The following is a 20,928-nucleotide window of genomic DNA, read 5'->3' on the forward strand; positions in this document are numbered from 1 at the left end:
TGAGAGTGCCGTCACTTGCTTTTCGGAATGTGAAGAACGTCGAGTTTGAGGGGAAATTCCGATCATTCTGTGGCGGCGATCGCCAATGGCGACGATCCACCCTCGTGCAGCCGCCCGCCCCGTCCGCTAATGGAGCAGGAACGGCCATTCGCGGCGGTTTGTAATGCGCCAATTTCAAACCTTTGCACGAGGCTCCATCAGAGTCCGACTCGCGCGGCCCCGGAGAGCGCAATTTTTTCGAGATCCCGAGGATCGAACGTCATGTGAGCGTTGCGCCTCGTAAGAAATCCAATCATGGGGAGCTCAGCAATTGTTCAAAGCTCTCTTATGCCGCTGACAGTTCCAGTTAAAAAGTAGCAGCCGGCAATGAATGCGAACATCGAAAAAAACCCGCAAATCACAGCCGTCCAAAAAGAGAGTTTTAGGAGCCTATTATAATAATTCATGTATCCCCCAGAACGACCAAGCACTATATCGACGAGACTTTGGTTCGATTCATACGAAGGAAGCGTATTATTTATTCTGGCTAATTCAGATTCATAGGACGCGCGCACAAAACCGGCAAAATAGAGATGGTTAAGGTATGCGATAAAGGCGCAAAGCAACACTAGGACTTCCCCTAAAACAAAAGATATTCCTGGACGCCAAAAAAGTTCAACCAGGTCGTGTCCAAAGAAATATTTCTCGCCAAAGAAACCGCTAATCGCTGGAATTGCAGCAATTCCCCCAGAATTCAAAAGAAACAGATTAGAGATAATGGTATGAATTATCTCCGAAGCTGAGTGCTCTTCATCCAGCGCCTTCTCGTCCAGTCCCCGCATATAAGAAAGCTCTAAAAACTTCGCCTGATAAGAATACCAAGGAAGTTCAGTCTTTTTGTGCGGCAGGTTGTTGTCTGTCATCGATTTTCGATACCATCAATAGCAGCACCCAGATTCGTGTTCATACAGCGCCTTCACTGCATTCGGTCGTGGCGCAGTGCTTTGGCCTACATAAATTCGTAAGAGCGGCCTAATCGAATTAGTGCGCTTCTGCGACCGGTAAAGCGGTTCGCCCGATGCGCTGGAACAGCGACGACCGAAGCGCTCTCGCCTCTCGAAATTCATTGAGCTTCGAAAAATCGAGTTATGCTGCCCCGCCCTTCTTGGCGCGCCCGTTGCCCATTCGATTGACCGCTTTGAGTCATGAGCAGTTACTCAACTCGATCGGCCTAATCGGTATTTGCTACCCATCCTACCTCACCTGATCTATACGGATCGCAACGCACCCCCCAGCCGGTAGCCCCGCCGCCCATGCTTTCCGCTCTCAAGAACTTCATCAACGAACTCACGGGCGAGGCCGAGCGGCCCAAACCTTTTGAGGCCGCGGACTATCAGCTCGCCGCCGCCGCGCTTCTCGTCCATATCGCCTCGATCGACGGCGAATTCGACGATAGGGAGAAGGCCCGCATTCGACAGCTCGTCGAGGCGCGCTTTGGCCTTCAAGGCGATGAAGCGACCGAACTGATCGACTCCGCGCAGGAGAGCGAGCGCGACGCCGTCGATCTCTATCGCTTTACGAGCGTGTTGAAGCGCCGGCTCGACGAGGACGGGCGCCGCCAGATCGTCGGCATGCTCTGGGACATGGCGCATGCCGACGGCGCGGTGCATGAATTCGAGGAGAATGTCGTCTGGCGAGTCGCCGAATTGCTCGGCGTCTCGACGCGCGAACGCGTCGAGCTGCGCCGCGAATTCCGCGACGCCGCCGGCCCGGGCCCAAGCGGCCCCAGCGGCCCCTGGTCGCGCGATAAGGATAGCGGCGAGTGACGCGTCCGGTCGCGATCATCACCGGCGCATCTGAAGGCATCGGCGCGGAGCTTGCCCACATCTTCGCCGCCAAGGGACATGAGCTCGCGCTCGTCGCCCGTCGCGGCGAGCGCCTGGAAGCTCTCGCCGACGAAATCGCCGCCGCCGGCGCGGCGCGCCCGCTGCCGATCGAACTCGATCTTACCGAGCATGGCGCGGCGGATGCGCTGTCGGAGCGGTTAGGGGAGGCCGGCGTCGCGCCGCAATTCCTGGTCAACAACGCCGGCTTCGGCCTCATGGGCCGGGCGATCGAACTCGACGCCGCCGAGCAGCTCGCGATCGTCGATCTCAACATGCGCGCGCTCACCGCGCTGACCTTGCGCTTTCTGCCTTCGATCGTCGCGGCGAAGGGCGGCGTGCTCAACGTCGCCTCCGTCTCCGCCTATATGCCGGGGCCGGGCTTTGCCGTTTATTACGCCAGCAAGGCCTATGTGCTCTCGCTCAGCGAGGCGCTGTCGCAGGAATTAAAGCCCCAAGGCGTGAAGGTCGCGTGCCTTTGTCCCGGTCCTGTGCAGACCGGCTTTCAGGCCCGCGCCGGTTTCGACTTTTCTGGCGTGATGGGCGCGATGAAGCCCGCCATGCTGCCGGCCGCGGAAGTCGCGCGCCAGGGCTATGAAGGCCTGATGGCCGGCAAGCGCGTCATCGTGCCGGGCATCGTCAATCGGATGTTCGTTTGGGGCTCGGCGGTTGCGCCGCGATCGCTGCTGCTGCCATTGCTCGCAACCGCTCAGCAGCGGCGCTGAAAAGAAAAAAGCGAGCCGCAAGGGCTCGCTTCAGTCGCGTGGCCCCGGACCGCAAGTCCGGGGCTTTGCTTTCTCTGGGCTTAGAAGTCCATGCCGCCCATGCCGCCGCCGGGCATCGCCGGCGCGCTTTCCTTCTTCGGCGCTTCGGTGATCGTGGCCTCGGTGGTGATAATCAGGCCGGCGATCGAAGCGGCGTCCTGCAGCGCAGTGCGCACGACCTTGGTCGGGTCGATGATGCCGAGCTTCATCAGATCGCCATACTCGCCCTTCTGCGCGTCGAAGCCATAACCATATTCGCCGGACTCGAGCAGCTTGCCGACCACGACGGCGCCGTCGCCGCCGGCGTTGTCGACGATCTGGCGCGCCGGCGCCTGGATCGCCTTGCGGACGATGTCGACGCCCGTCTGCTGATCGGCGTTGCCGACCTTGACGCCGTCGAGCGCCTTGATCGCGCGCAGCAGAGCGACGCCGCCGCCCGGCGACACGCCTTCCTCGACCGCCGCGCGGGTGGCGTTGAGGGCGTCGTCGACGCGGTCCTTCTTCTCCTTGACTTCGACCTCGGTCGCGCCGCCGACGCGGATCACCGCGACGCCGCCCGCGAGCTTGGCGAGACGCTCCTGCAGCTTCTCGCGGTCATAGTCCGAGGTCGTCTCCTCGATCTGACCCTTGATCTGCGAGATGCGCGCCTCGATGTCTTTCTTCTCGCCGGCGCCGTCGATGATCGTCGTGTTCTCCTTCTCGATGCGCACGCGCTTTGCGCGGCCGAGCATGGCGAGCGTGACGTTCTCGAGCTTGATGCCGAGGTCCTCGGCGATCAACTGGCCGCCCGTCAGGATGGCGATGTCTTCGAGCATCGCCTTGCGACGATCGCCGAAGCCGGGCGCCTTGACGGCCGCGATCTTCAAGCCGCCGCGCAGCTTGTTGACGACGAGGGTGGCGAGCGCTTCGCCTTCGACGTCCTCGGCGACGATGAGCAGCGGCTTGCCGGTCTGCACAACGGCTTCGAGGATCGGCAGCAGCGGCTGCAGCGTCGACAGCTTCTTCTCGTTGATGAGAATGTAGGGATCGTCGAGTTCGGCGATCATCTTCTCGGCGTTGGTGATGAAGTAGGGCGAGAGATAGCCGCGATCGAACTGCATGCCTTCGACGATGTCGGTCTCGGTCTCGAGGCTCTTCGCCTCCTCGACCGTGATCACGCCCTCATTGCCGACCTTCTGCATCGCCTTGGCGATTTCTTCGCCGATGAAGCTGTCGCCATTCGCCGAGATCGTGCCGACCTGGGCGATCTCGTCGTTCGAGGTGACCTTCTTCGAATGCTGCTTGAGATCGGCGACGATGGCTTCGACGGCGAGATCGACGCCGCGCTTCAGATCCATCGGATTGAGGCCGGCGGCGACCGCCTTCGCGCCTTCGCGGGCGATCGAAGCGGCGAGAACCGTGGCGGTCGTCGTGCCGTCGCCGGCGATGTCGTTCTGCTTGGAGGCGACTTCACGGACGAGCTGAGCGCCGAGGTTTTCGAACTTGTCGGCAAGCTCGATTTCCTTGGCGACGGTGACGCCGTCCTTGCTGATGCGCGGCGCGCCGAAGGACTTTTCGATAACGACGTTACGGCCCTTGGGGCCGAGCGTCACTTTGACGGCGTTATTAAGGATTTCGACGCCGCGCAGAATGCGGTCGCGGGCGTCAGTGGCGAAACGGACGTCTTTTGCAGCCATTTAAAATTCTCCTGAGTGTTGGAAGCGAACGGCGGCGTCGAGTCAGTCGACGATGCCGAGGATGTCGCTTTCCTTCATGATGAGCAGGTCATCGCCGTCGATCTTGACCTCGGTGCCGGACCATTTGCCGAAAAGCACGCGATCGCCGGACTTGACGTCGAGCGGGTTCAGCTTGCCGTTTTCGTCGCGAGCGCCGGGGCCGACGGAGACCACCTTGCCCTCTTGCGGCTTCTCTTTCGCGGTGTCCGGGATGATGATGCCGCCTTTGGTTTTTTCCTCGCCTTCGAGTCGCTTGACCACGACGCGGTCGTGGAGGGGACGGAACGCCATTGTGAATCTTTCCTTTTCTGACCTGACGGGCTTGACCCGCCAAAAAGGGATAAGCGAACGCCTGCTGGCACTCGTCTTAGATGAGTGCCAGCAGGCGCCCCTCAGATATGGGCGAGGCGGCTAGCTGTCAAGTTGGGGATAGCGCCAAAAATTTACGCGCCTGTGGCGACGCGGCTACAGCGCCATCCAACCGTTCGTTTTAACCATAAGTCAGTGTTGAGTCGGTGGTATTTTGGCCTGAGCCGTCGACCCATTCTGGAAATTTCCGAGAATTGAATGCGCAAGTTCTTCCTCGCCTGCTCGCTCCTGGCGGCGTCGTTCAATCCCTGCGCTGTTTTCGCGGCTGATCTTCCCTCTTACAAAGCGCCGCCGCCGGTGCTCGCTGTTTCGCCGTGGCGAGTCGAAGTCGGCGTCCGCTACTGGTTCAGTTCCGGCAACCATAAATATGATTACTACCACCAGACCATCCCCGGATTGTTGATTTCACGTCTCACCTTCGGCGACCTGACCGGACATTCGGCTGAGACCTTTTTTCGCGTCGATCACGAGAGCGGCATCTTCCTAAAGGGCTTTCTTGGCGGCGGGACGCTCGCGAGCGGCAAGCTCAATGACGAGGACACTGTCGCCGCAACGAGAGGTCCCTACGCCAACACTGTCCATGTGCAGAGCGGCGGCTCGCTCAAATATGTCACCGTCGATCTGGGCTACAATGTCTTGGAGACCAGATTGCCGACCGGCCAGCCGGTCAGGATCAGTCCCTTCGTTGGCTATAATAATTTCCACGAGCGGATGAATTCATTCGGCTGCGCGCAGATTCTCGCCAACGCGGAGTTTTGTGGAACCGATCCGCCGACCAGGACGCCCTATCCGACAAATTTGGACGGGCTCGATTTCGACGTTGCGTGGAACTCGCTGCGTGTCGGCCTCGGCGGCGACATCGAATTCTGGCCGGGTCTGCGCGCATCGCTCGAAGCGGCGTGGATTCATAGCTGGTTGTGGAACACGGACTATCACAATTTTCGGCCGAACATACGCGGCGTGCAGCAGTCGGGCAAAGGCGACGGTTTTCAGCTCGAGGGCCTCATCGCCTATGATCTGACGCCGCGTTTCAGCGTCGGCGTCGGCGGCCGTTATTGGCAATTCAGCGCGCCAGGCAAAGACCATGGGGAGCGCCTTTTCAATAACGTGACCAGGCCGATTTACTCATTTTCGCAACGCTATGGTTTTTTCTTGCAAGCGGGCTACCGCTTTGGCGGGCCTGACGATCCGACCGGCGCGGGCGATTTCGGCCTATTCTTCGGCAAGGCCGAGGCGGAGCCGCATGAGTGGAGCGGCGTCTATCTCGGCGGCCATGTCGGCTATGGTTTCGCCGCCGCAAAAGACACAACGCTGGCGGCGCGTTCGCCGGAAGCGGCGACCCTCCAGACGGGCTTCCAGGCGCCTTTCGCGCAGCGTTCCGACATTGCGGGCTTCGTCGGCGGTGGGCAGATCGGCTACAATTGGCGCCTACATCCGCTTCTCGTCGCGGGTCTCGAGACGGACTTCGCCTACGCCAATATCGGCGGCTCCTTCGGCGCTTCCGCCGATTTCGTCACAGACGACAGTATTCGGAATTTCGCCACAAGCACCAAGCGCCTGCTCGAGTGGCTGGGGACCGTGCGCGGCCGGCTTGGGTTTTTGCCTCGTGACGACATCATGCTCTACGCCGCCGCAGGCTTTGCCTATGGCGAGGTTTCCACGCTCGGGGCCCTTGGCGATGGCAACAGGCTTTGCGCGCTCGAGTTCTATTGCTCCGCAGGCGCCTTTTCCGGCTTTGCTGTGGGTTGGACCGGTGGCGCAGGGTTGGAATACGCCATCGCGCGCAATTGGAGCCTTAAAGCCGAATGGCTATACGTCGATCTGGGCCGACAGAATTATGCGATCAACGCCTTCGGCGGCTCCATCGCAGGCGGGTTTCCCGCAAATTTCGCGGCGTCGAGCGCCAGCGCGACCCACCTCATCCGCACCGGATTCAATTATCGGATCGACTGGCCAGGGCCCACGGGACCGGCGGTAGCCGCCTATTGAACGCCTGATCGAGGCGCGCCCCGTGCGCGCCCTTCTTTTTCCCGCCGGCCCGGTCTAATGCTGCGGCGGCATGAAAACACCCGTGTCCGACAGACTTTCCCCTCGCGCGTTGGGCCTCGCAGCGGCGCTCGCCGCTTTGGCCTTCGATCAGGCGCATAAATTCTGGATGCTGCATATTTTCAACGTCGCCGATCGTCCGCCGATGAGCCTTGCGCCTTTCCTCGACATCGTTCTGTCCTGGAACTACGGCGTCTCCTATTCGCTGTTTCCGGCGCATGAGACGGCGGCCCGCCTGGCGTTGCTCGCGGTTCAGGGCGCGATCGTCGCAGGACTGGCGATCTGGATGGTTCGCACGCAGAGCCGCGCGACGGCCGTGGCGCTCGGGCTCATCATTGGCGGGGCGCTCGGCAACGCCGCCGACCGCATCGCGCGCGGCGCCGTGGCCGATTTCTTCTATCTCCACACCAGCCTGCCGGTGGGGCCGCTCGCCAATTACGTGTTCAATCTGGCGGACGTGTTCATCACCGCGGGAGTGGCGCTTCTGGTCTTTGAAGGGTTTTTTCTGCCACAAGAGCGTCGCGTCGAGACCTAAACCCTGCTCTTGAGGGGCCGAAACCAAGCCTTCGCCACTAAATCGCCAATAAGTCGCGGCCTTGTAGCCGATATAGAACCGGAGCCCGGAACGGAGTCCGAATAATGAAATTTGCTCAGTCGCAGCTCTATGCCCTTTGCGCCGTCGCCGGCCTCGCGTCTGTCCAAGCGGCGCCGGCTCTGGCCAGCGACGATAAATCCACGGCCTCGGCGCTGATGGAGATGGTCGGCGTATCTTCGAATGAGGGCGCCAGCCAGATCGATTATAGCGAACGCCCCAAGCTTGTTTTGCCGCCGCGCCTCGGCGAACTGCCGGCGCCCCGCGAGCGCGCCGAGCGGTCAGGAGACTGGCCCGCCCAACTCTCCGCCGAGCGGCGCCGCAACGCCGATCGCTACGCTCGGCTGCCAAACGCGCCGCCGGAAGCGCCGCGCCAAGGCGTGCTGGCGCGCGTCATGTCGTTTGGATCAGGCGCTCAGCAGGCGCCTGCCCCGGCGATTGACGAGCCGGGCCGTCGGATGCTGTCGGAGCCGCCGACCGGCTACCGCCGTCCGACGAAGGATTTAAGCAAGATCACCGATACCGACGCCAAGAAGAGCTCTTGGTGGAACCCCTTGAGTTGGGGACGCGGGAGCGCGAACAACGCCGCCAGCGCAGCGGCTGAAGAGAAGCTGCGGCCGGAGGAGCAGGGCGTGTTTTCCAGCCTGCGTAAGCTCACAGGCTTTAATTCGTCGGATTCGACAACAATCGGCACATCGCCGGCCCAGCAAACCTCTTCCAGTGATTCGGGTTCTTGGTTCCAGATGCCGAGCTTCGTCCGGGGCTCAGACGACACGAGGTAATTTTCGGCCTATATTGGAAGGGATCCCTCTCTTCTGATGCGCGGCGCGAACGCCGCGGGAAAGGCCGTTCATGTCATTTGAGACGAAGGCGTCAGCCGTCGCTTCGCTCGCGCCCGGCGCCGCCGCGCCAGAGCCTGCGCGCGCAAGCATTACGAGCTTTACGCTCAAAAACGGCATGGAGGTCGTCGTCATCCCCGACGCGCGGACGCCCGTCGTCACCCATATGGTCTGGTACAAGAATGGCGCCGCTGACGATCCGCTCGGCCAGTCCGGCATCGCGCATTTCCTTGAACATCTGATGTTCAAGGGCACTGAAGATCATCCCCAGGGCGAATTCTCCAACCTCGTCGCCGAACTCGGCGGTCAGGAGAACGCCTTCACCAGCTACGATTACACCGCTTACTTTCAACGTATCGGCAAGGAACATCTCGCGACGCTGATGGCGTTCGAGGCCGACCGCATGCGCAATCTGGTCTTAACCGACGAAGTCGTCGATCCGGAGCGCGACGTGGTGCTCGAGGAGCGGCGCATGCGCACCGACAGCGATCCCGCCGCGCAGCTCGACGAGGCCGTGCAGGCGGCGCTCTTCGCGCATCATCCTTATGGCACGCCGATCATCGGCTGGAATCACGAGATCGAAGGGCTCGATCGCGCGCATGCGCTTGCCTATTACGAGCGCTTCTACACGCCGGAGAACGCCATTCTCATCGTCGCTGGCGATGTCGAGGCGGATGAAGTGGAGCGAATCGCCAAGGACACCTACGGCAAAATCCCCGCGCGCTCGGCGCCGCCGCGCCGCGCACGCACGCAAGAGCCGCCGCATCGCGCCCACCGCCTTGTGACGCTGCGCGACGAGAAGGTCGAGCAGCCGGCGCATGAGCAGGTCTTTCTCGTGCCGTCCTACACCACGGCGGAGCCCGGCGAAGCCGAAGCGCTTGAGACGCTCGCCTATATGCTCGGCGGCGGACCGACGAGCGCGCTGTATGAAACGCTCGTTGTTGAGGAGAAGGTCGCGGTCGGCGCCGGCGCTTATTACATGGGCTCCGCCGTCGATAACACGCGTCTTTGGGTCTATGCGACGCCAGCGCCGGGCGTCGCGCTCGAAGAACTCGATGATGCGATCGGTCGCGTGCTGCGGCGCTTTGCGGAAGAGCCGATCGACGCCGAACATCTGCAGCGCGCCAAGACGCGTCTGATCGCCGACGCCGTCTATGCTCAGGATAGCCAGGCCTCGCTCGCCCGCTGGTATGGCGAGGCGCTCGCCACCGGGCTCACGATCGAAGACGTCGTCGCCTGGCCTGATCGCATGGAGAAGGTGACTGCCGCGGATGTGCAAAACGCCGCGCGCAAATGGCTCGACAAGCGCAGGGCCGTCACGGGCTTTCTGCTTCCAGCCTGAGACGATCGCATGAGGCGGCTGGCGACAGCCGACGCCTCATCCGACTGCCGAATATCGACTGCCGACCGTCATTAGGAACTCACATGACCGCTCACGCGCCCACCGTCACCATCGCCTCCCGCGCCGAACATGTGCAGCGGATCACGACGCCGGGGGGGCTTGAGGCCTGGCTCGTTGAGAGCCACGCAGTTCCGCTTGTCGCGCTTGAATTCGCCATACGCGGCGGCGCGGCGCAGGACCCCGCGGAGAAGCCCGGACTGGCGACGCTGCTCGCCGCGACTCTCGACGAAGGCGCTGGCCCCTATGATGCGCGCGGCTTCCATCGCGCCATCGACGATCTCGCGATCCATCTCGGCTTTGGCGCCGATCGCGACACGATCTCGGGCCATATGCAGACTCTCTCGCGCAATGTCGACAAGGCCTTCGGCCTCTTAAAGCTCGCGCTTAACGATGCGCGGCTTGAGGCGGGAGACGTCGCACGCGTGCGCAGCCAGCTCGCCGCTGAATTGAAGCGCGACGTCAATGAACCGGACTCCGTGGCGTCGAAAGCCTTTCGCGAAGCGGCGTTCCCAAACCATCCTTATGGGCGCCCGGTCCGCGGCGATCTTGCGTCGATCGATACGCTGTCGCGCGAAGACCTTATCGCGCTGCGCGAGCGGCTTTTCGCGCGGCGCGATCTCAAGATCGGCGTCGTCGGCGCGATCGACGCGGCGACGCTCTCTGATCTGCTCGACGCGACCTTCGGCGGCCTTGCGCTGCAAAACGATCTAACGCCTGTTCCGGAAATCGAAGTCTCCAATGTCGGGATTCGCAAAATCGTCGATCTCGACGTGCCGCAATCGACGATCCGCTTCGGGCGTCCGTCGATCCGCAAACACGATCCCGATTACTACGGCGTCGTCGTCGCCAATCACATTCTCGGCGGCGGCACGTTTACGTCGCGGCTCTTCCGCGAGGTGCGCGAGAAGCGCGGCATGGCCTATTCGGTCTATTCGCATCTCAACGAATATGATCATTGCCCGATGTTGATCGGCGCCGCCGCGACGAAGAATGAACGCGCCGGCGAAGCGATCGGCGTGATCGAGGAAGAGTTCAGGCGCTTCGCCGCCGAGGGTCCGACCGAGGAGGAATTGGACAAGGCGAAGAAATTCCTCATCGGCTCCTATGCGCTGCGCTTCGACACCTCGACGAAGATCGCGAGCCAGCTTGTCAATTTACAGCTCGACGGATTCGAGCCGAGCTTCCTCGATGAAAGGAACGGCCGGATCGCCGCAGTGACGATGGAAGATTGCCGGCGCGGCGCGAAGCGGTTGCTCGGCGATGCTGATCTGCTGGTGACGGTGGTGGGAAAACCTGCGGGCGTGTGAGATGCATTCCTCGCAAAGCAGGATGTAGCTGAAGGCGCTGACGCCTGACGCGCCATCGTCATGATTGGTCGCGCCGAAGTCGTGTTGGCAGGAACATTCTCGCCCAGATCAGCGGCGAGATAGCGCGCCGGAATATCGCTCTTTGTGACATGCATATGACAAACTACTCCAGCGCCTTGCCGCTCTTTCGGCGCATTTGGGCTGGACCGAGCCGAGCCGAAGCAATAAGAAGCCCCGGTCTTCGGCGCCCTTCCGGTCCCGTCCGCATCCGATTGCAGAGATGTTCGCGAATCTCCCGACTCCGCCCTTCGGTAAGAGTCGCGTAATTTGGGCCGCCGCCATTGCGGGCGCGGCGCTTTTCGCAGCACTCGCTTTTTTCTTGCGCTCTCCATCGAGCGACGGAGTGAAGACGCAAAAGAACGGCCATGCCGCCACGGGCGCAGTGACCGTCGATCTGACCGAGACGCAGGTCGCCTCTCTTAAGATCGAAAAGGTTTCGCAGCGCGCCTTCGCCCAGGAGAGGCAGGCCATCGGCAATATCGACTTCAATCAGAATCGTCTTGTCGCAGTCTTCGCGCCCTATCAGGGGCGCATCATGAGCATCTCCGCCAATGTCGGCGACCCGGTTGAAAAGGATCAGGCGCTCTACACGATCGACAGTCCCGATTTGCTGACGGCGGAATCGAATCTTATTACGGCCGCAGGCGCGCTCGTTCTGCAGAACCGCAATCTCTCCCGTCTGAAACCGCTGCTGAAGATCGGCGGCGCTTCCCAACAGCAGGTCGATCAGGCGATCTCCGACCAGCAAGCGGCGGAAGGCGCCTTGAAGTCGGCGAGGGACGTGTTGCGCATCTTCGGAAAGACACAGGAAGAGATCGATAAGATCATCGAAGACAGAATCGCGGACTCGCGCTTCGTCGTGCGCAGCCCTTTGTCGGGTTTCGTGACCGCGCGCGCGGCGGTTCCAGGCCAGCTTGTCCAGCCGGGCGTCGCGCCGGCGCCCTACGTCATCGCGGATACGTCAACCATGTGGATGGTCGCGAATGTCGTCGAAAGCGACGCGCCGCTGCTGCGGCTGGGACAGGTGGTCAAGGCGAGAGTCGCCGCCTACCCAGGCCGCGATTTCGACGGCCGGATCACCGTGCTTGGCCCCTCTGTCGATCCGATCACGCGCCGACAGGCGGCCAGGATCGAGATCGACGATCCTGATCATCTTCTGCGCGCGGGCATGTTCGCGAATTTCACCATTCGGATCGGTGAGCCGATTGTTGCGCTCGCTGCGCCTCAGAGCGCCGTGGTCCGGGAGGGCGATGGGACTATGGTTTGCTGGGTCGCCAAAGACCGTCGGCGCTTCGTGCGGCGCGTGGTGACGGCAGGCCTGCGCCAGAACGGCTTCGTCCAAATCCTGTCCGGTCTCCAACTGGGCGAACCCATCGTCGGCGAAGGCGCGATTTTTCTCAGCAATCAGGCCGCGATCGGCGAGGCCAATTAGTCAGCGCGCTAGAACGCGCCGGCGCGGAAGGGGAGGTCGTCGTTGCTCAAGTCCATCGTCGAGTTCGGACTGACCCGACGGCTGACCGTTATTCTCGGCCTCGTCGCCTTTATCATTTTCGGAGCCTTCTCTTTCGCAAGGCTCAATATCGAAGCCTATCCCAATCCGGCTCCCGTCATTTTGGAAATCAGCGCGCAGGCGCCGGGCCTCTCGGCGGAGGAGATGGAAAAATATTACACGATCCCGATGGAGACTTCGCTCTACGCGACGCCTAAGGTGACGAACATTCGCTCGACGTCCTTTTACGGATTGAGCTTCGTCCGCGTGACGTTTGAATATGGCGTCGATCCGCACCTCGCCTACGTCCAGACTTCGACAAGCATTCAACAGCGTCTCAGCCTGCCGAACGGGCTGGTGCCGACCATTCAGCAATCGAGTCTCGTCGGCGAGATCGTCCGATACCAGGTCATCGGTCCGCCGAATTTTGGTCTGACCAATCTGCGGACCATCCAGGATTGGGTTGTCGCGCGCCGCTTGCTGACGATCCCGGGCGTCGTCCAGATCAATTCTTGGGGCGGGCTCACCAAGCAATTTGCGATCGAGGTCGACCAGGGGAAGCTCGAAGCGCACAACGTCACCTTGCCGCAGGTCGTGACGGCGCTCGCCAATTCCAACCTCAACGTCGGCGGGCGCGAGATCGAACTCGGCGAGCAGTCGGTGAACATTCGCGGGGTCGGGTTGATCGACGACGGCGGCGACGGCGACGTGACCAAGGGCTTCCGCACCGACGACATCGAAAACATCGTGCTTGGCCAAGTGAATGGCGTTCCCGTGCAGATCAAGGACGTCGCCAGGGTGACGGTCGGCGCGGCCCCGCGTCTTGGCGTCCTCGGACGCGATCGCGAAGACGACGTCGTCGCGGCGATCGTCGTCATGGGGCGCGCGCAGCACACGAACGATATTCTTCCGCGCGTGGAGCAGGAGATCGATAGGATTAATGCGTCGAAACTGCTCCCGCCGGGGGTAAGGCTCGAGCCCTATTACGACCGCGGCGCCCTCGTCGGCGTGACGACGCACACCGTTCTTCACAATCTCGTCTTCGGCTGCATTCTCGTTTTCCTGATTCAATGGATCTTCATCGGCGACCTGCGCAGCGCGCTCATCGTCGCAGCGAATATTCCGCTCGCGCTGCTCTTCGCCATCGCCATCCTCGTGGCGCGCGAGGAGGACGCCAATCTGCTTTCCATGGGCGCCGTCGATTTTGGCATCATCGTCGATTCAGGCGTCATTCTCATCGAAAACATTTTTCGAAATTTTCAATCCCAGCCTTTTGAACGCGCACGCCTCCTCAAACTTTTCGCGCAGGGATACTGGGGTCCGGACAAGACGCGCGCGCCGGGAGCGCGAAAGGTCTGGAACGACCGGTTGCGGCTCATCTTCATCAGCGCGATGGAGGTCGACAAGGCCGTCTTTTTTACCGGCGCGATCACAGTTACGGCCTTTCTGCCGCTTTTCACCATGACGGGCGTCGAAGGCCAGATATTCGGCCCGATGGCGAGAACCTACGCCTATGCGCTGATCGGCGCCTTGGTTGCGACCTTTACAGTGACGCCGGTTCTTTCGGCGGTTCTCCTGCCGGTCCACATCGAGGAGACGGAAACGCTGATCGTTCGTCGGATACGCTCGATCTACAACCCGGCGCTGCGTTGGGCGATCTCACATCGGCTGGCGGTCTTGGGCGTCGGCGCGGCCTTCCTGAGCCTGTCGGGCCTCGTGGCGTCGCGGCTTGGCGCCGAATTCCTGCCCGCGTTGGAAGAAGGCAGCTATTGGATTCGCGCCAATCTGCCGCCGACGACCTCGCTGCGCGTCGGCGAAGCGGCGACCAGCAAAATGCGCGAGATACTTCTAAATCATCCGGAGATCGTCACCGTCATCTCTCAGCATGGACGGCCGGATAACGGCAGCGAGGCGTCTTCCTTTGCGGAAGTGCAGCTTTTCGCGCCTTTAAAGCCGATGGACGAATGGCCGTCGGGCCTCACTAAAGAGACGCTCACCAAAGAGCTCGACAAAGAGCTAAGGGCGGCGCTGCCGGGCGTGCTTTTCAATTTCTCCCAACCTATTCAGGATAACATCAACGAAGCTGTCTCGGGCGTGCGTGGCGCCAACTCGATCAAAATCGTCGGTCCCGATCTCGAGACGCTCGAGCGCATCGCCGACCAGGTGATGGAGCAGTTGCGACTCGTTGAAGGAATCGCCGATCTCGCGGTGCTGCACACGCTCGGCCAGCCCAACCTCAACATAAAAATCGATCGGGCCAAGGCTGGCCGCTATGGGCTGACGGCGGCCGACATCAACAGCGTCATTCAGGCGGCGATCGGCGGCGCGCCGGCGACGGCGGTGCTCGAAGGGGACCGACAGTTTCAAGCGGTCGTCAGGCTGGCCCCGACCTATCGGGGATCGATCGAGGCGATCGAAAACGTGAAGGTCGCCGCGCAAGCGAGCGCGAATGCGCAGAACTTCTATATTCCTTTGAAGGAGGTGGCGCAGATCTCGCTCGACACGGGCGCCTCCTTCGTTTACCGCGAACAGAGCCAGCGCTTCGTTCCGGTCAAATTCAGCGTCCGCGATCGCGACCTCGCCTCGGCGATCTCCGAGGCGCAGCAAAGAATCGCGCAGCACGTGCCGCTTCCAGTCGGATACCAGATACTCTGGGCCGGCGAGTTCGGCAGCCTCGAACAGGCGAAAAAGCGGCTCGCGGTCGTCGTGCCGCTGTCCTTCCTGCTTATCTTCGCCTTGCTCTACAGCCTGTTTAATTCGTTCCGGGAGAGCCTGGTGGCGCTCGCAGGCATCCCCTTCGCCATTGGCGGCGGCGTGATCGCTCTTTATGTCGCCGATCTGCCGCTCAGCGTCTCGGCGGCCATCGGTTTCGTATCCTTGTTCGGCGTCGCAGTGATGGATGGCATTCTCAACATCACCTATTGGAAGGAACTCTCGAATCAGGGGATGGGCTTCATCGAGGCCGTGACTTACGCTGCGGAACAACGCATGCGGCCGATGTTGATGATGGCGCTCTCCGCCGGCGTCGGCCTTCTCCCAGCCGCGCTCTCCCACGCCATCGGCTCTCAGGTGCAGCGCCCGCTGGCGACGGTCGTCGTCGGCGGCATGTTCATCGGCCCCGCGCTGCTGCTACTTGTCGGACCGGTCTTGCGCAGCATCTTTCTAATCCCGCCCGCGCCGCCGGCTGAAATCATCGAAGGCGGCGGCGACTTCAGCGAAGGCGCGCAGGATCAGTAGAAAAGTATGTTGAGCGCGCTTTTTTTGCGGGAAGCCGCGCTCGGTGATGAGCAAAGGATAATGCCCCTCACTTCTCCTGCGGCAGCAACGCCAGGAGGTCCGCCATCTTCGGCGCGGCTGACGGATTCATCATGCCCACCACATGATAGCCGGCGTCGACATGCAGCACTTCGCCGGAGACGCCGCGCGCCAGCGGCGACAGAAGATAGACGGCCGTCTCGCCGACTTCCTCGATGGTCACGACCCGGCGCAGCGGCGAATTATATTCGTTCCAGCGCAGGATATAGCGGAAGTCGCCGATGCCTGAGGCCGCCATCGTCTTGATCGGCCCAGCAGAAATGGCGTTGACGCGGATGTTCTTGACGCCGAGATCGGCGGCGAGATAGCGCACCGAGGCCTCTAACGCCGCTTTCGCCACGCCCATCACATTATAATGCGGCATCCATTTCTCGGCGCCGTAATAGGTGAGCGTTAAGAGCGAGCCGCCCTCCGTCATCAGTTTCTCGGCGCGCTGCGCCAGAGCGGTGAAGGAGTAGCAGGAGATGTTGAGCGACATCTGGAAGTTTTCCAGAGTCGTCTCGACATAGCGCCCGTCGAGCTGGTCCTTGTCGGAATAGGCGAGGCAGTGCACGACGAAATCGAGCCTGCCCCAAAGCTTTTCGATCTCGGCGAAGACGGCGTCCATCGTTTCCGGCTCGGCGACGTCGCAGCGGCCGACGACGGTCGCGCCGATTTCCGCCGCGAGCGGACGCACCCGTTTTTCCAGCGCCTCGATCTGATAGGTGAGCGCGAGTTCGGCGCCGGCGTCGGCGCAGGCCTTGGCGATGCCCCAGGCGATCGAGCGATTATTGGCGACGCCCAGAATGAGCCCCTTTTTTCCCTTAAGCAGTCCGGCGAAAAGGGCGGCGGGCGCAGCTTGCTGTGTCATGCGTGTCTATTTCCTGGGCGTGAAATCTGCGTTCGAGGTTGCGCGCCCTTTAGCGTGGTTTTGGCGCAAAGGAAACCCTCGCGCCATAGGCCGCTGAGATAGGAAATCGGACGCGCCAGAGCGGCCAACCGTAGCCAATTGCGCGGCTTTGCCCTATCATTCGATAGGAAACGTCACTGGCCGCGCAGACAGGCAAAGACCGAGCGGAGCGGGCCGCATGGGCAGAAGAGCCGACATCATAGTGGGATTGGGCGGGGCGACTCCCGCGTTGAGGCGCTATGCGCGCGCGCTTTGCGCCGGCGCCGGACCCGCTATCGCGGACGATCTCGTCCAAAGCGCACTACAATCGATCGGCGCGCGTATCCGCTCCCGCGAGTTGCGCCCTGTAGACCTCGCCGAAGCGCGAATCGAAACCTATGCGACGCTCGTCGCGCTGGCTGAGAAAAAGCTCGGGAATGCTCCCGGCCCTGCGGCGCGACATCCGCCGATCGTTCACGGACTCGCGGGTCTCGCCTTTGACGAGCGCGCCGTGCTGCTGCTCGTCTCGCTCGAGGGCTTCGGCTATGACGCCGCGGCGCGTATCGTTGGCGCGAGTCGAGAGACGGCGCTGGCGCAGTTGATGCGCGCCCGCATGGCGTTGGGCGCCGAAGGATTGCGGCCAGTCGCGCCGCTCGAGGGCGGGCGTCGCGCCGCCTCGCATCTGCGGGTCGTGAAGTAGCGGCGATGACGCCTTCGGCCCTCATTGAAGAAGCCGACCTGCACGCGCTTGTCGACGGCGAGCTCGATCCCGAGCGGCGGCGCAAGGTCGAAGACCATCTTCTGCAGCATCCCGAGGACGCGGCGCTCGTCGAAGGCTGGCGGCGCCAGAACGCCGCGCTGCGGGCAGCCTTTGAACCCGTGGCGCTGGAGCCGCCGCCTCTGTCCTTGCGCGAGGCGGCGGCGCGGCCGCCAGCGCCGCCCGTCGGCCAGGGGCCGATCGAAACCGGCGCCATTCATTGGGGACGACCGGGCGCGGCCCCGCGTCCGATGCGCAAGCTCGATGAAATTCGCGCGAGCCGGCGCCGGCAAGCGCTCGCCTCGACGCTGCTCACGCTCGTGGCGGGCGCGGCCGTCGCGGTTGCGGCGCTGCTCTTCTTGGCCAGCCGGCCGCCGACGCAGAGCCCGACGTTGACGAGGGCCGCCACGAGCTACGCCGCACGGGCGGGGCTGACCTACGCCACCTATATTCTCGACGCGCATCCCGTTGAGATCGACGCCGCCCGCCGCGACGAGCTTCTCGTATGGCTTCAGGAGCGGGTCGGCTTTGCGCGCGCGCCGGATTTGGACGGCGTCGGATTGCGCCTTCTTGGCGGACGCATTGCGCCGGGCGTCGCGGCGCCGGCGGCGTTTCTCATTTATCAGCGCGATGACGGCGTGCGCCTCGGTCTTTATTTCGAGCGCGCCGAGGCTGTCGCTGCGCCTTCGGGCCAACGCGGCCAGGGCGTCACTGTGATTGAATGGCGTGCGTCCGGCTTCGCCTTCGTGCTTGTCGGCGCGCTGCCGGCCGACGCGATGCAGGCGGCGGCGGAAGCCGCTGCGGCCGCCGTCCTTGCGCCGCCAACCGAAACCAAATAGCCACGCGGCTCACGACATTTTGTCGCGCGGATCGTAAGGGTGCGCTTCGCGCCATTCGCGCATGCGCGCGTCGAGATCGCTGGACGATTTCTCCGGCAGCATGATTTTCAACGAGACATAAAGGTCGCCAGCGATCTTCCCTTCCGACGCCGGAAGGCCTTTGCCGCGCAGCCGCAGAACCCGGCCACTGTTCGAATGCGGCGGGATCGTCAGCTCCACCTTGCCATCGAGCGTCGGCGTCGGGATTCGCCCGCCGAGCGTGGCTTCATAAACGGTCACCGGCAGCTCCAGCCGCAAATCACGGCCGTCCAGTTTGAAATAAGGATGCGGCGCGACTTTCACCGTGACGATGGCGTCGCCGGGTTCGCCCCCCATCGCGCCGGGCTGTCCCTGGCCGCGCAGCCGGATCTGCTGCCCGTCTTCGATCCCGGTCGGAATCTTGACCTCGAGCGTGCGTCCGCTCGGCAGGATGACGCGCGCCGATCCGCCGTGGGCGACCGTTTCAAGCGGCACGGTCGCGGTGGCGACGACGTCGTCGCCTCGGATCGGCTGCGGTCCCGCGCGGCGACGCCCCCCGCCGCTGAAGAGATCTGAAAGAATGTCCTCGAAGCCCCCACGGCCACCGGCCGCTTCATTGCCGAAGTGAAATTCAAAATGCTGTTCGCCGCCGGGCGCGCCGCCGCCCGGGCGCCAGCCGCGGGTGGAGCCGCCAGGGCCTGCGCCTGCGCCGAAGCCTTCGAAGCCGGTGAAGCGGAGCTTCCCGTCCGGTCCGATCTCGCCCCTGTCGAACTGCGCCTTTTTCGTCTCGTCGCCGACGATTTCATAAGCCGAGTTGATCTCGGCGAAGCGTTCCTTGGCCTTCGCGTCGTCCTTGTTTCGATCGGGATGGTATTTCTTGGCGAGCTGGCGATAGGCCTTTTTGATTTCGGCGGGGCTCGCCGATTTTGCCACGCCGAGAACGTCGTAAGGATCGCGCATAATTCTCCAATCAGCCCATGTGTGCGCCCGCCCTTCGCGGCGCAGGCGCTTATGTCCGACTTAATATTTGGGAGAAGCGCGTCGGCAACGCAAGCGGCGAAGGTCGCGTCGCGCTGAAGGCTAACGCGCCTTCGAAGCGAAAAAGGCGGCAAAGCGCTCGCGCGCTTCGGCCGACATAAGGGCCTCGGCGAAAACCGCCGCCTCTGCGTCAATTCGCGCGAGAATCTCTTTGGGGTCGCCGCGCATAAGCCGCCGCGCCGCGAGAAGCGCTTTAGCCGGCTTGACCGCGAGGCGACGCGCGGCGTCCGTGGCGAGATCGAGGATCTCTTCGGTCGGGGCCAGAGCGTTCGCAAGGCCGAGCCGCAGCGCCTCCCCGCCGTCGAAGCCCTCTCCAAGCAACAGATATTGGGAAGCTTTGGCCATCCCGAAGCGCTCGGGGACAAGCAGGCTTGCAGCGCCTTCCGGAGGCAAGGCGAGATCGATGAATGGCATTTTGAAGCGCGCTTCGGGGCTCGCGTAGACGAGGTCGCAATGGAAGAGCAGCGTGGTCCCGATTCCAACGGCGTCGCCCGCGACGGCGGCGACGAGCGGCTTTTCGAAGGCCGCTGCAGCGCGAATGAAGCCAAGCGCTGGAAAGGTTTCGACGCTCGGGGCGTAGTCGCGAAAGTCTGCAAGGTCGTTGCCTGCGGTGAAATTTCCGCCGGCACCGGCGAAGACGACGGCGCGCACCGCGTCGTCTCCAGCCGCCGCTTCGAGGGTTGCGATCAATGCGCGATACATTTCGCGGTCGAGCGCATTCTTCTTTTCGGGTCGATTCATCAACAGGCGCAGAACCCCTTGCTCTCTCGAAACGACAATCTTTTCCGACATGCGGGTCTCCGGATCGGCTACTGAGACGCGCCATAGCCGCGCGAAAGCTTTGATAAGATTCGTTGCGAAGCAGCGAAACAGACGCTCTAAGCCGCGAGATTTTCGATGACTCTTTGCGTCGCGGCAAGCGGCGAGAATCTCGTTAGGAATGAAGGCCAGCGGCTTGAATGGCGACGAGCTCAATCGATTGCGCTGAGGCTATCGCCGCCGGAGGCGGACGCTTAATCTTTCATTCCAAATAATACTGGTATTTCCGGTAGATAGCCTGCATAGTGATATGGGCACGGACTAAAATTTTCTGTTCGCCGCCTTTATGGAGCGGCTTTGACGATTGTAATTCCCTGTGACAAACGGGTCGCTCGCGCGCTGACCCACTCCAAAAGAAAGGATTTTGATTGAATCTTTTCGAGCAACCGCAGGGGATGTTACGCAAGGCGCCAAGCGAGGACGACTTGGCGGCGCTCGCGCATTTTCGTTATGCGCTGCGCCGGTTTCTCGCGTTCAGCGAGCAGGTCGCCGCGGACCATGGCGTCACGGTGCAGTGGTATCAGGCGCTGCTCGTGGTGCGCACCTATAGAGGCGCAAAACATATCAGCGTGGGCGAACTCGCCGAGCAGCTGATGATTCGCGACCACAGCGCGGCGGAGCTGGTGTCACGTTTGGCGCAAGCGAAGCTTGTCAGGCGAAAGACCGATCCGAAGGACCGCCGCCGATCACTCGTCGTCATTACGCGCGCCGGCGAACGGCGATTGGCCGAACTCGCCGCCGTTCATTTGAAAAAGCTGCGTGAAACAAAGGGCGTCTTCTTCCATTTCTTTCGCTAGAGCAGGTTCCGAAAAAGTTGACAGACTTTTTC

At 62.3% G+C, this 20,928-nt stretch carries 18 protein-coding genes; 12 read left to right on the forward strand and 6 right to left on the reverse strand.

Going from position 1 to position 20,928, the window contains the following annotated elements; all coding sequences use genetic code 11:
- Nucleotides 1-314 precede the first annotated feature (314 nt).
- Nucleotides 315-902, reverse strand: coding sequence for a hypothetical protein (locus tag FEV16_RS14860; RefSeq protein WP_138168396.1), 588 nt, complete (start codon nt 900-902; stop codon nt 315-317).
- A gap of 390 nt (nt 903-1,292) precedes the next feature.
- Between FEV16_RS14860 and FEV16_RS14865 the strand changes: the two genes are divergently transcribed.
- Together FEV16_RS14865 and FEV16_RS14870 are read left to right on the forward strand one after the other, a co-directional pair.
- Nucleotides 1,293-1,805, forward strand: coding sequence for a TerB family tellurite resistance protein (locus FEV16_RS14865; protein ID WP_138168397.1), 513 nt, complete (start codon nt 1,293-1,295; stop codon nt 1,803-1,805).
- Nucleotides 1,802-2,587, forward strand: coding sequence for an SDR family oxidoreductase (locus FEV16_RS14870; protein WP_138168398.1), 786 nt, complete (start codon nt 1,802-1,804; stop codon nt 2,585-2,587). Before FEV16_RS14865 ends, FEV16_RS14870 begins: the two co-directional genes overlap by 4 nt.
- An 80-nt stretch (nt 2,588-2,667) precedes the next feature.
- Here the strand turns inward: FEV16_RS14870 and groL are convergent, their stop codons facing one another.
- Together groL and groES are read right to left on the reverse strand one after the other, a co-directional pair.
- On the reverse strand, nt 2,668-4,302 hold the full coding sequence (gene groL / locus FEV16_RS14875; protein WP_138168399.1) for a chaperonin GroEL: 1,635 nt from the start codon (nt 4,300-4,302) through the stop codon (nt 2,668-2,670).
- Nucleotides 4,303-4,344: 42 nt separating this feature from the next.
- Nucleotides 4,345-4,632 carry a co-chaperone GroES gene (groES, locus tag FEV16_RS14880; protein ID WP_138168400.1) on the reverse strand — a complete coding sequence of 96 codons (288 nt, stop codon included), beginning with the start codon at nt 4,630-4,632 and terminating at the stop codon, nt 4,345-4,347.
- Nucleotides 4,633-4,908: 276 nt separating this feature from the next.
- Here groES and FEV16_RS14885 point away from each other — a divergent pair, with 276 nt between their 5' ends.
- From FEV16_RS14885 to FEV16_RS14915, 7 genes are all read left to right on the forward strand, one after another.
- The gene (locus FEV16_RS14885; RefSeq protein ID WP_138168401.1) at nt 4,909-6,699 is read left to right on the forward strand and encodes an outer membrane beta-barrel protein; all 1,791 of its coding nucleotides are present in this window, start codon (nt 4,909-4,911) and stop codon (nt 6,697-6,699) included.
- A gap of 82 nt (nt 6,700-6,781) precedes the next feature.
- Nucleotides 6,782-7,291, forward strand: coding sequence for a signal peptidase II (gene lspA, locus FEV16_RS14890; protein ID WP_246657361.1), 510 nt, complete (start codon nt 6,782-6,784; stop codon nt 7,289-7,291).
- 104 nt (nt 7,292-7,395) lie between these two features.
- Nucleotides 7,396-8,130, forward strand: coding sequence for a hypothetical protein (locus tag FEV16_RS14895; RefSeq protein ID WP_210234904.1), 735 nt, complete (start codon nt 7,396-7,398; stop codon nt 8,128-8,130).
- 70 nt (nt 8,131-8,200) lie between these two features.
- Entirely contained in the window at nt 8,201-9,529 is a 1,329-nt protein-coding gene (locus FEV16_RS14900; protein ID WP_138168403.1) for a pitrilysin family protein, read from the forward strand.
- An 83-nt stretch (nt 9,530-9,612) separates the two neighbouring features.
- A complete protein-coding gene (locus tag FEV16_RS14905; protein ID WP_138168404.1) occupies nt 9,613-10,896 on the forward strand; it encodes a pitrilysin family protein in 1,284 nt (427 codons plus the stop codon).
- Nucleotides 10,897-11,299: 403 nt separating this feature from the next.
- Complete coding sequence (locus FEV16_RS14910) at nt 11,300-12,388, forward strand: efflux RND transporter periplasmic adaptor subunit (RefSeq protein ID WP_246657362.1); 1,089 nt, start codon at nt 11,300-11,302, stop codon at nt 12,386-12,388.
- A gap of 42 nt (nt 12,389-12,430) precedes the next feature.
- The gene (locus FEV16_RS14915; protein WP_138168406.1) at nt 12,431-15,682 is read left to right on the forward strand and encodes a CusA/CzcA family heavy metal efflux RND transporter; all 3,252 of its coding nucleotides are present in this window, start codon (nt 12,431-12,433) and stop codon (nt 15,680-15,682) included.
- Nucleotides 15,683-15,749: 67 nt separating this feature from the next.
- Here FEV16_RS14915 and fabI read toward each other — a convergent pair whose 3' ends face one another.
- A complete protein-coding gene (gene fabI, locus FEV16_RS14920) occupies nt 15,750-16,610 on the reverse strand; it encodes an enoyl-ACP reductase FabI (protein ID WP_138168407.1) in 861 nt (286 codons plus the stop codon).
- A gap of 217 nt (nt 16,611-16,827) precedes the next feature.
- Between fabI and FEV16_RS14925 the strand changes: the two genes are divergently transcribed.
- On the forward strand, nt 16,828-17,328 hold the full coding sequence (locus FEV16_RS14925) for a sigma factor-like helix-turn-helix DNA-binding protein (protein WP_138168408.1): 501 nt from the start codon (nt 16,828-16,830) through the stop codon (nt 17,326-17,328).
- A 5-nt stretch (nt 17,329-17,333) separates the two neighbouring features.
- Complete coding sequence (locus FEV16_RS14930) at nt 17,334-18,224, forward strand: anti-sigma factor (RefSeq protein WP_138168409.1); 891 nt, start codon at nt 17,334-17,336, stop codon at nt 18,222-18,224.
- Between the two features lie 9 nt (nt 18,225-18,233).
- Here FEV16_RS14930 and FEV16_RS14935 read toward each other — a convergent pair whose 3' ends face one another.
- Both FEV16_RS14935 and FEV16_RS14940 read right to left on the reverse strand, forming a co-directional pair.
- A complete protein-coding gene (locus FEV16_RS14935) occupies nt 18,234-19,202 on the reverse strand; it encodes a J domain-containing protein (protein WP_138168410.1) in 969 nt (322 codons plus the stop codon).
- Nucleotides 19,203-19,322: 120 nt separating this feature from the next.
- Nucleotides 19,323-20,072: an enoyl-CoA hydratase-related protein gene (locus FEV16_RS14940; protein ID WP_138168411.1), complete on the reverse strand. Its 750-nt coding sequence runs from the start codon at nt 20,070-20,072 to the stop codon at nt 19,323-19,325.
- Nucleotides 20,073-20,467: 395 nt separating this feature from the next.
- Between FEV16_RS14940 and FEV16_RS14945 the strand changes: the two genes are divergently transcribed.
- On the forward strand, nt 20,468-20,896 hold the full coding sequence (locus FEV16_RS14945; protein ID WP_246657363.1) for a MarR family transcriptional regulator: 429 nt from the start codon (nt 20,468-20,470) through the stop codon (nt 20,894-20,896).
- Nucleotides 20,897-20,928: the final 32 nt, after the last annotated feature.

This window comes from Methylocystis sp. B8 (genome assembly GCF_005771425.1).
Lineage (GTDB): Bacteria > Pseudomonadota > Alphaproteobacteria > Rhizobiales > Beijerinckiaceae > Methylocystis.

Coding starts and splice junctions, on each gene's coding strand:
- FEV16_RS14860 (WP_138168396.1), bottom strand. CDS start 902: ATGACAGACAACAACCTGCCGCACAAAAAGACTGAACTTCCTTGGTAT.
- FEV16_RS14865 (WP_138168397.1), top strand. CDS start 1,293: ATGCTTTCCGCTCTCAAGAACTTCATCAACGAACTCACGGGCGAGGCC.
- groL (WP_138168399.1), bottom strand. CDS start 4,302: ATGGCTGCAAAAGACGTCCGTTTCGCCACTGACGCCCGCGACCGCATT.
- groES (WP_138168400.1), bottom strand. CDS start 4,632: ATGGCGTTCCGTCCCCTCCACGACCGCGTCGTGGTCAAGCGACTCGAA.
- FEV16_RS14885 (WP_138168401.1), top strand. CDS start 4,909: ATGCGCAAGTTCTTCCTCGCCTGCTCGCTCCTGGCGGCGTCGTTCAAT.
- FEV16_RS14895 (WP_210234904.1), top strand. CDS start 7,396: ATGAAATTTGCTCAGTCGCAGCTCTATGCCCTTTGCGCCGTCGCCGGC.
- FEV16_RS14900 (WP_138168403.1), top strand. CDS start 8,201: ATGTCATTTGAGACGAAGGCGTCAGCCGTCGCTTCGCTCGCGCCCGGC.
- FEV16_RS14905 (WP_138168404.1), top strand. CDS start 9,613: ATGACCGCTCACGCGCCCACCGTCACCATCGCCTCCCGCGCCGAACAT.
- fabI (WP_138168407.1), bottom strand. CDS start 16,610: ATGACACAGCAAGCTGCGCCCGCCGCCCTTTTCGCCGGACTGCTTAAG.
- FEV16_RS14925 (WP_138168408.1), top strand. CDS start 16,828: ATGGGCAGAAGAGCCGACATCATAGTGGGATTGGGCGGGGCGACTCCC.
- FEV16_RS14930 (WP_138168409.1), top strand. CDS start 17,334: ATGACGCCTTCGGCCCTCATTGAAGAAGCCGACCTGCACGCGCTTGTC.
- FEV16_RS14935 (WP_138168410.1), bottom strand. CDS start 19,202: ATGCGCGATCCTTACGACGTTCTCGGCGTGGCAAAATCGGCGAGCCCC.
- FEV16_RS14940 (WP_138168411.1), bottom strand. CDS start 20,072: ATGTCGGAAAAGATTGTCGTTTCGAGAGAGCAAGGGGTTCTGCGCCTG.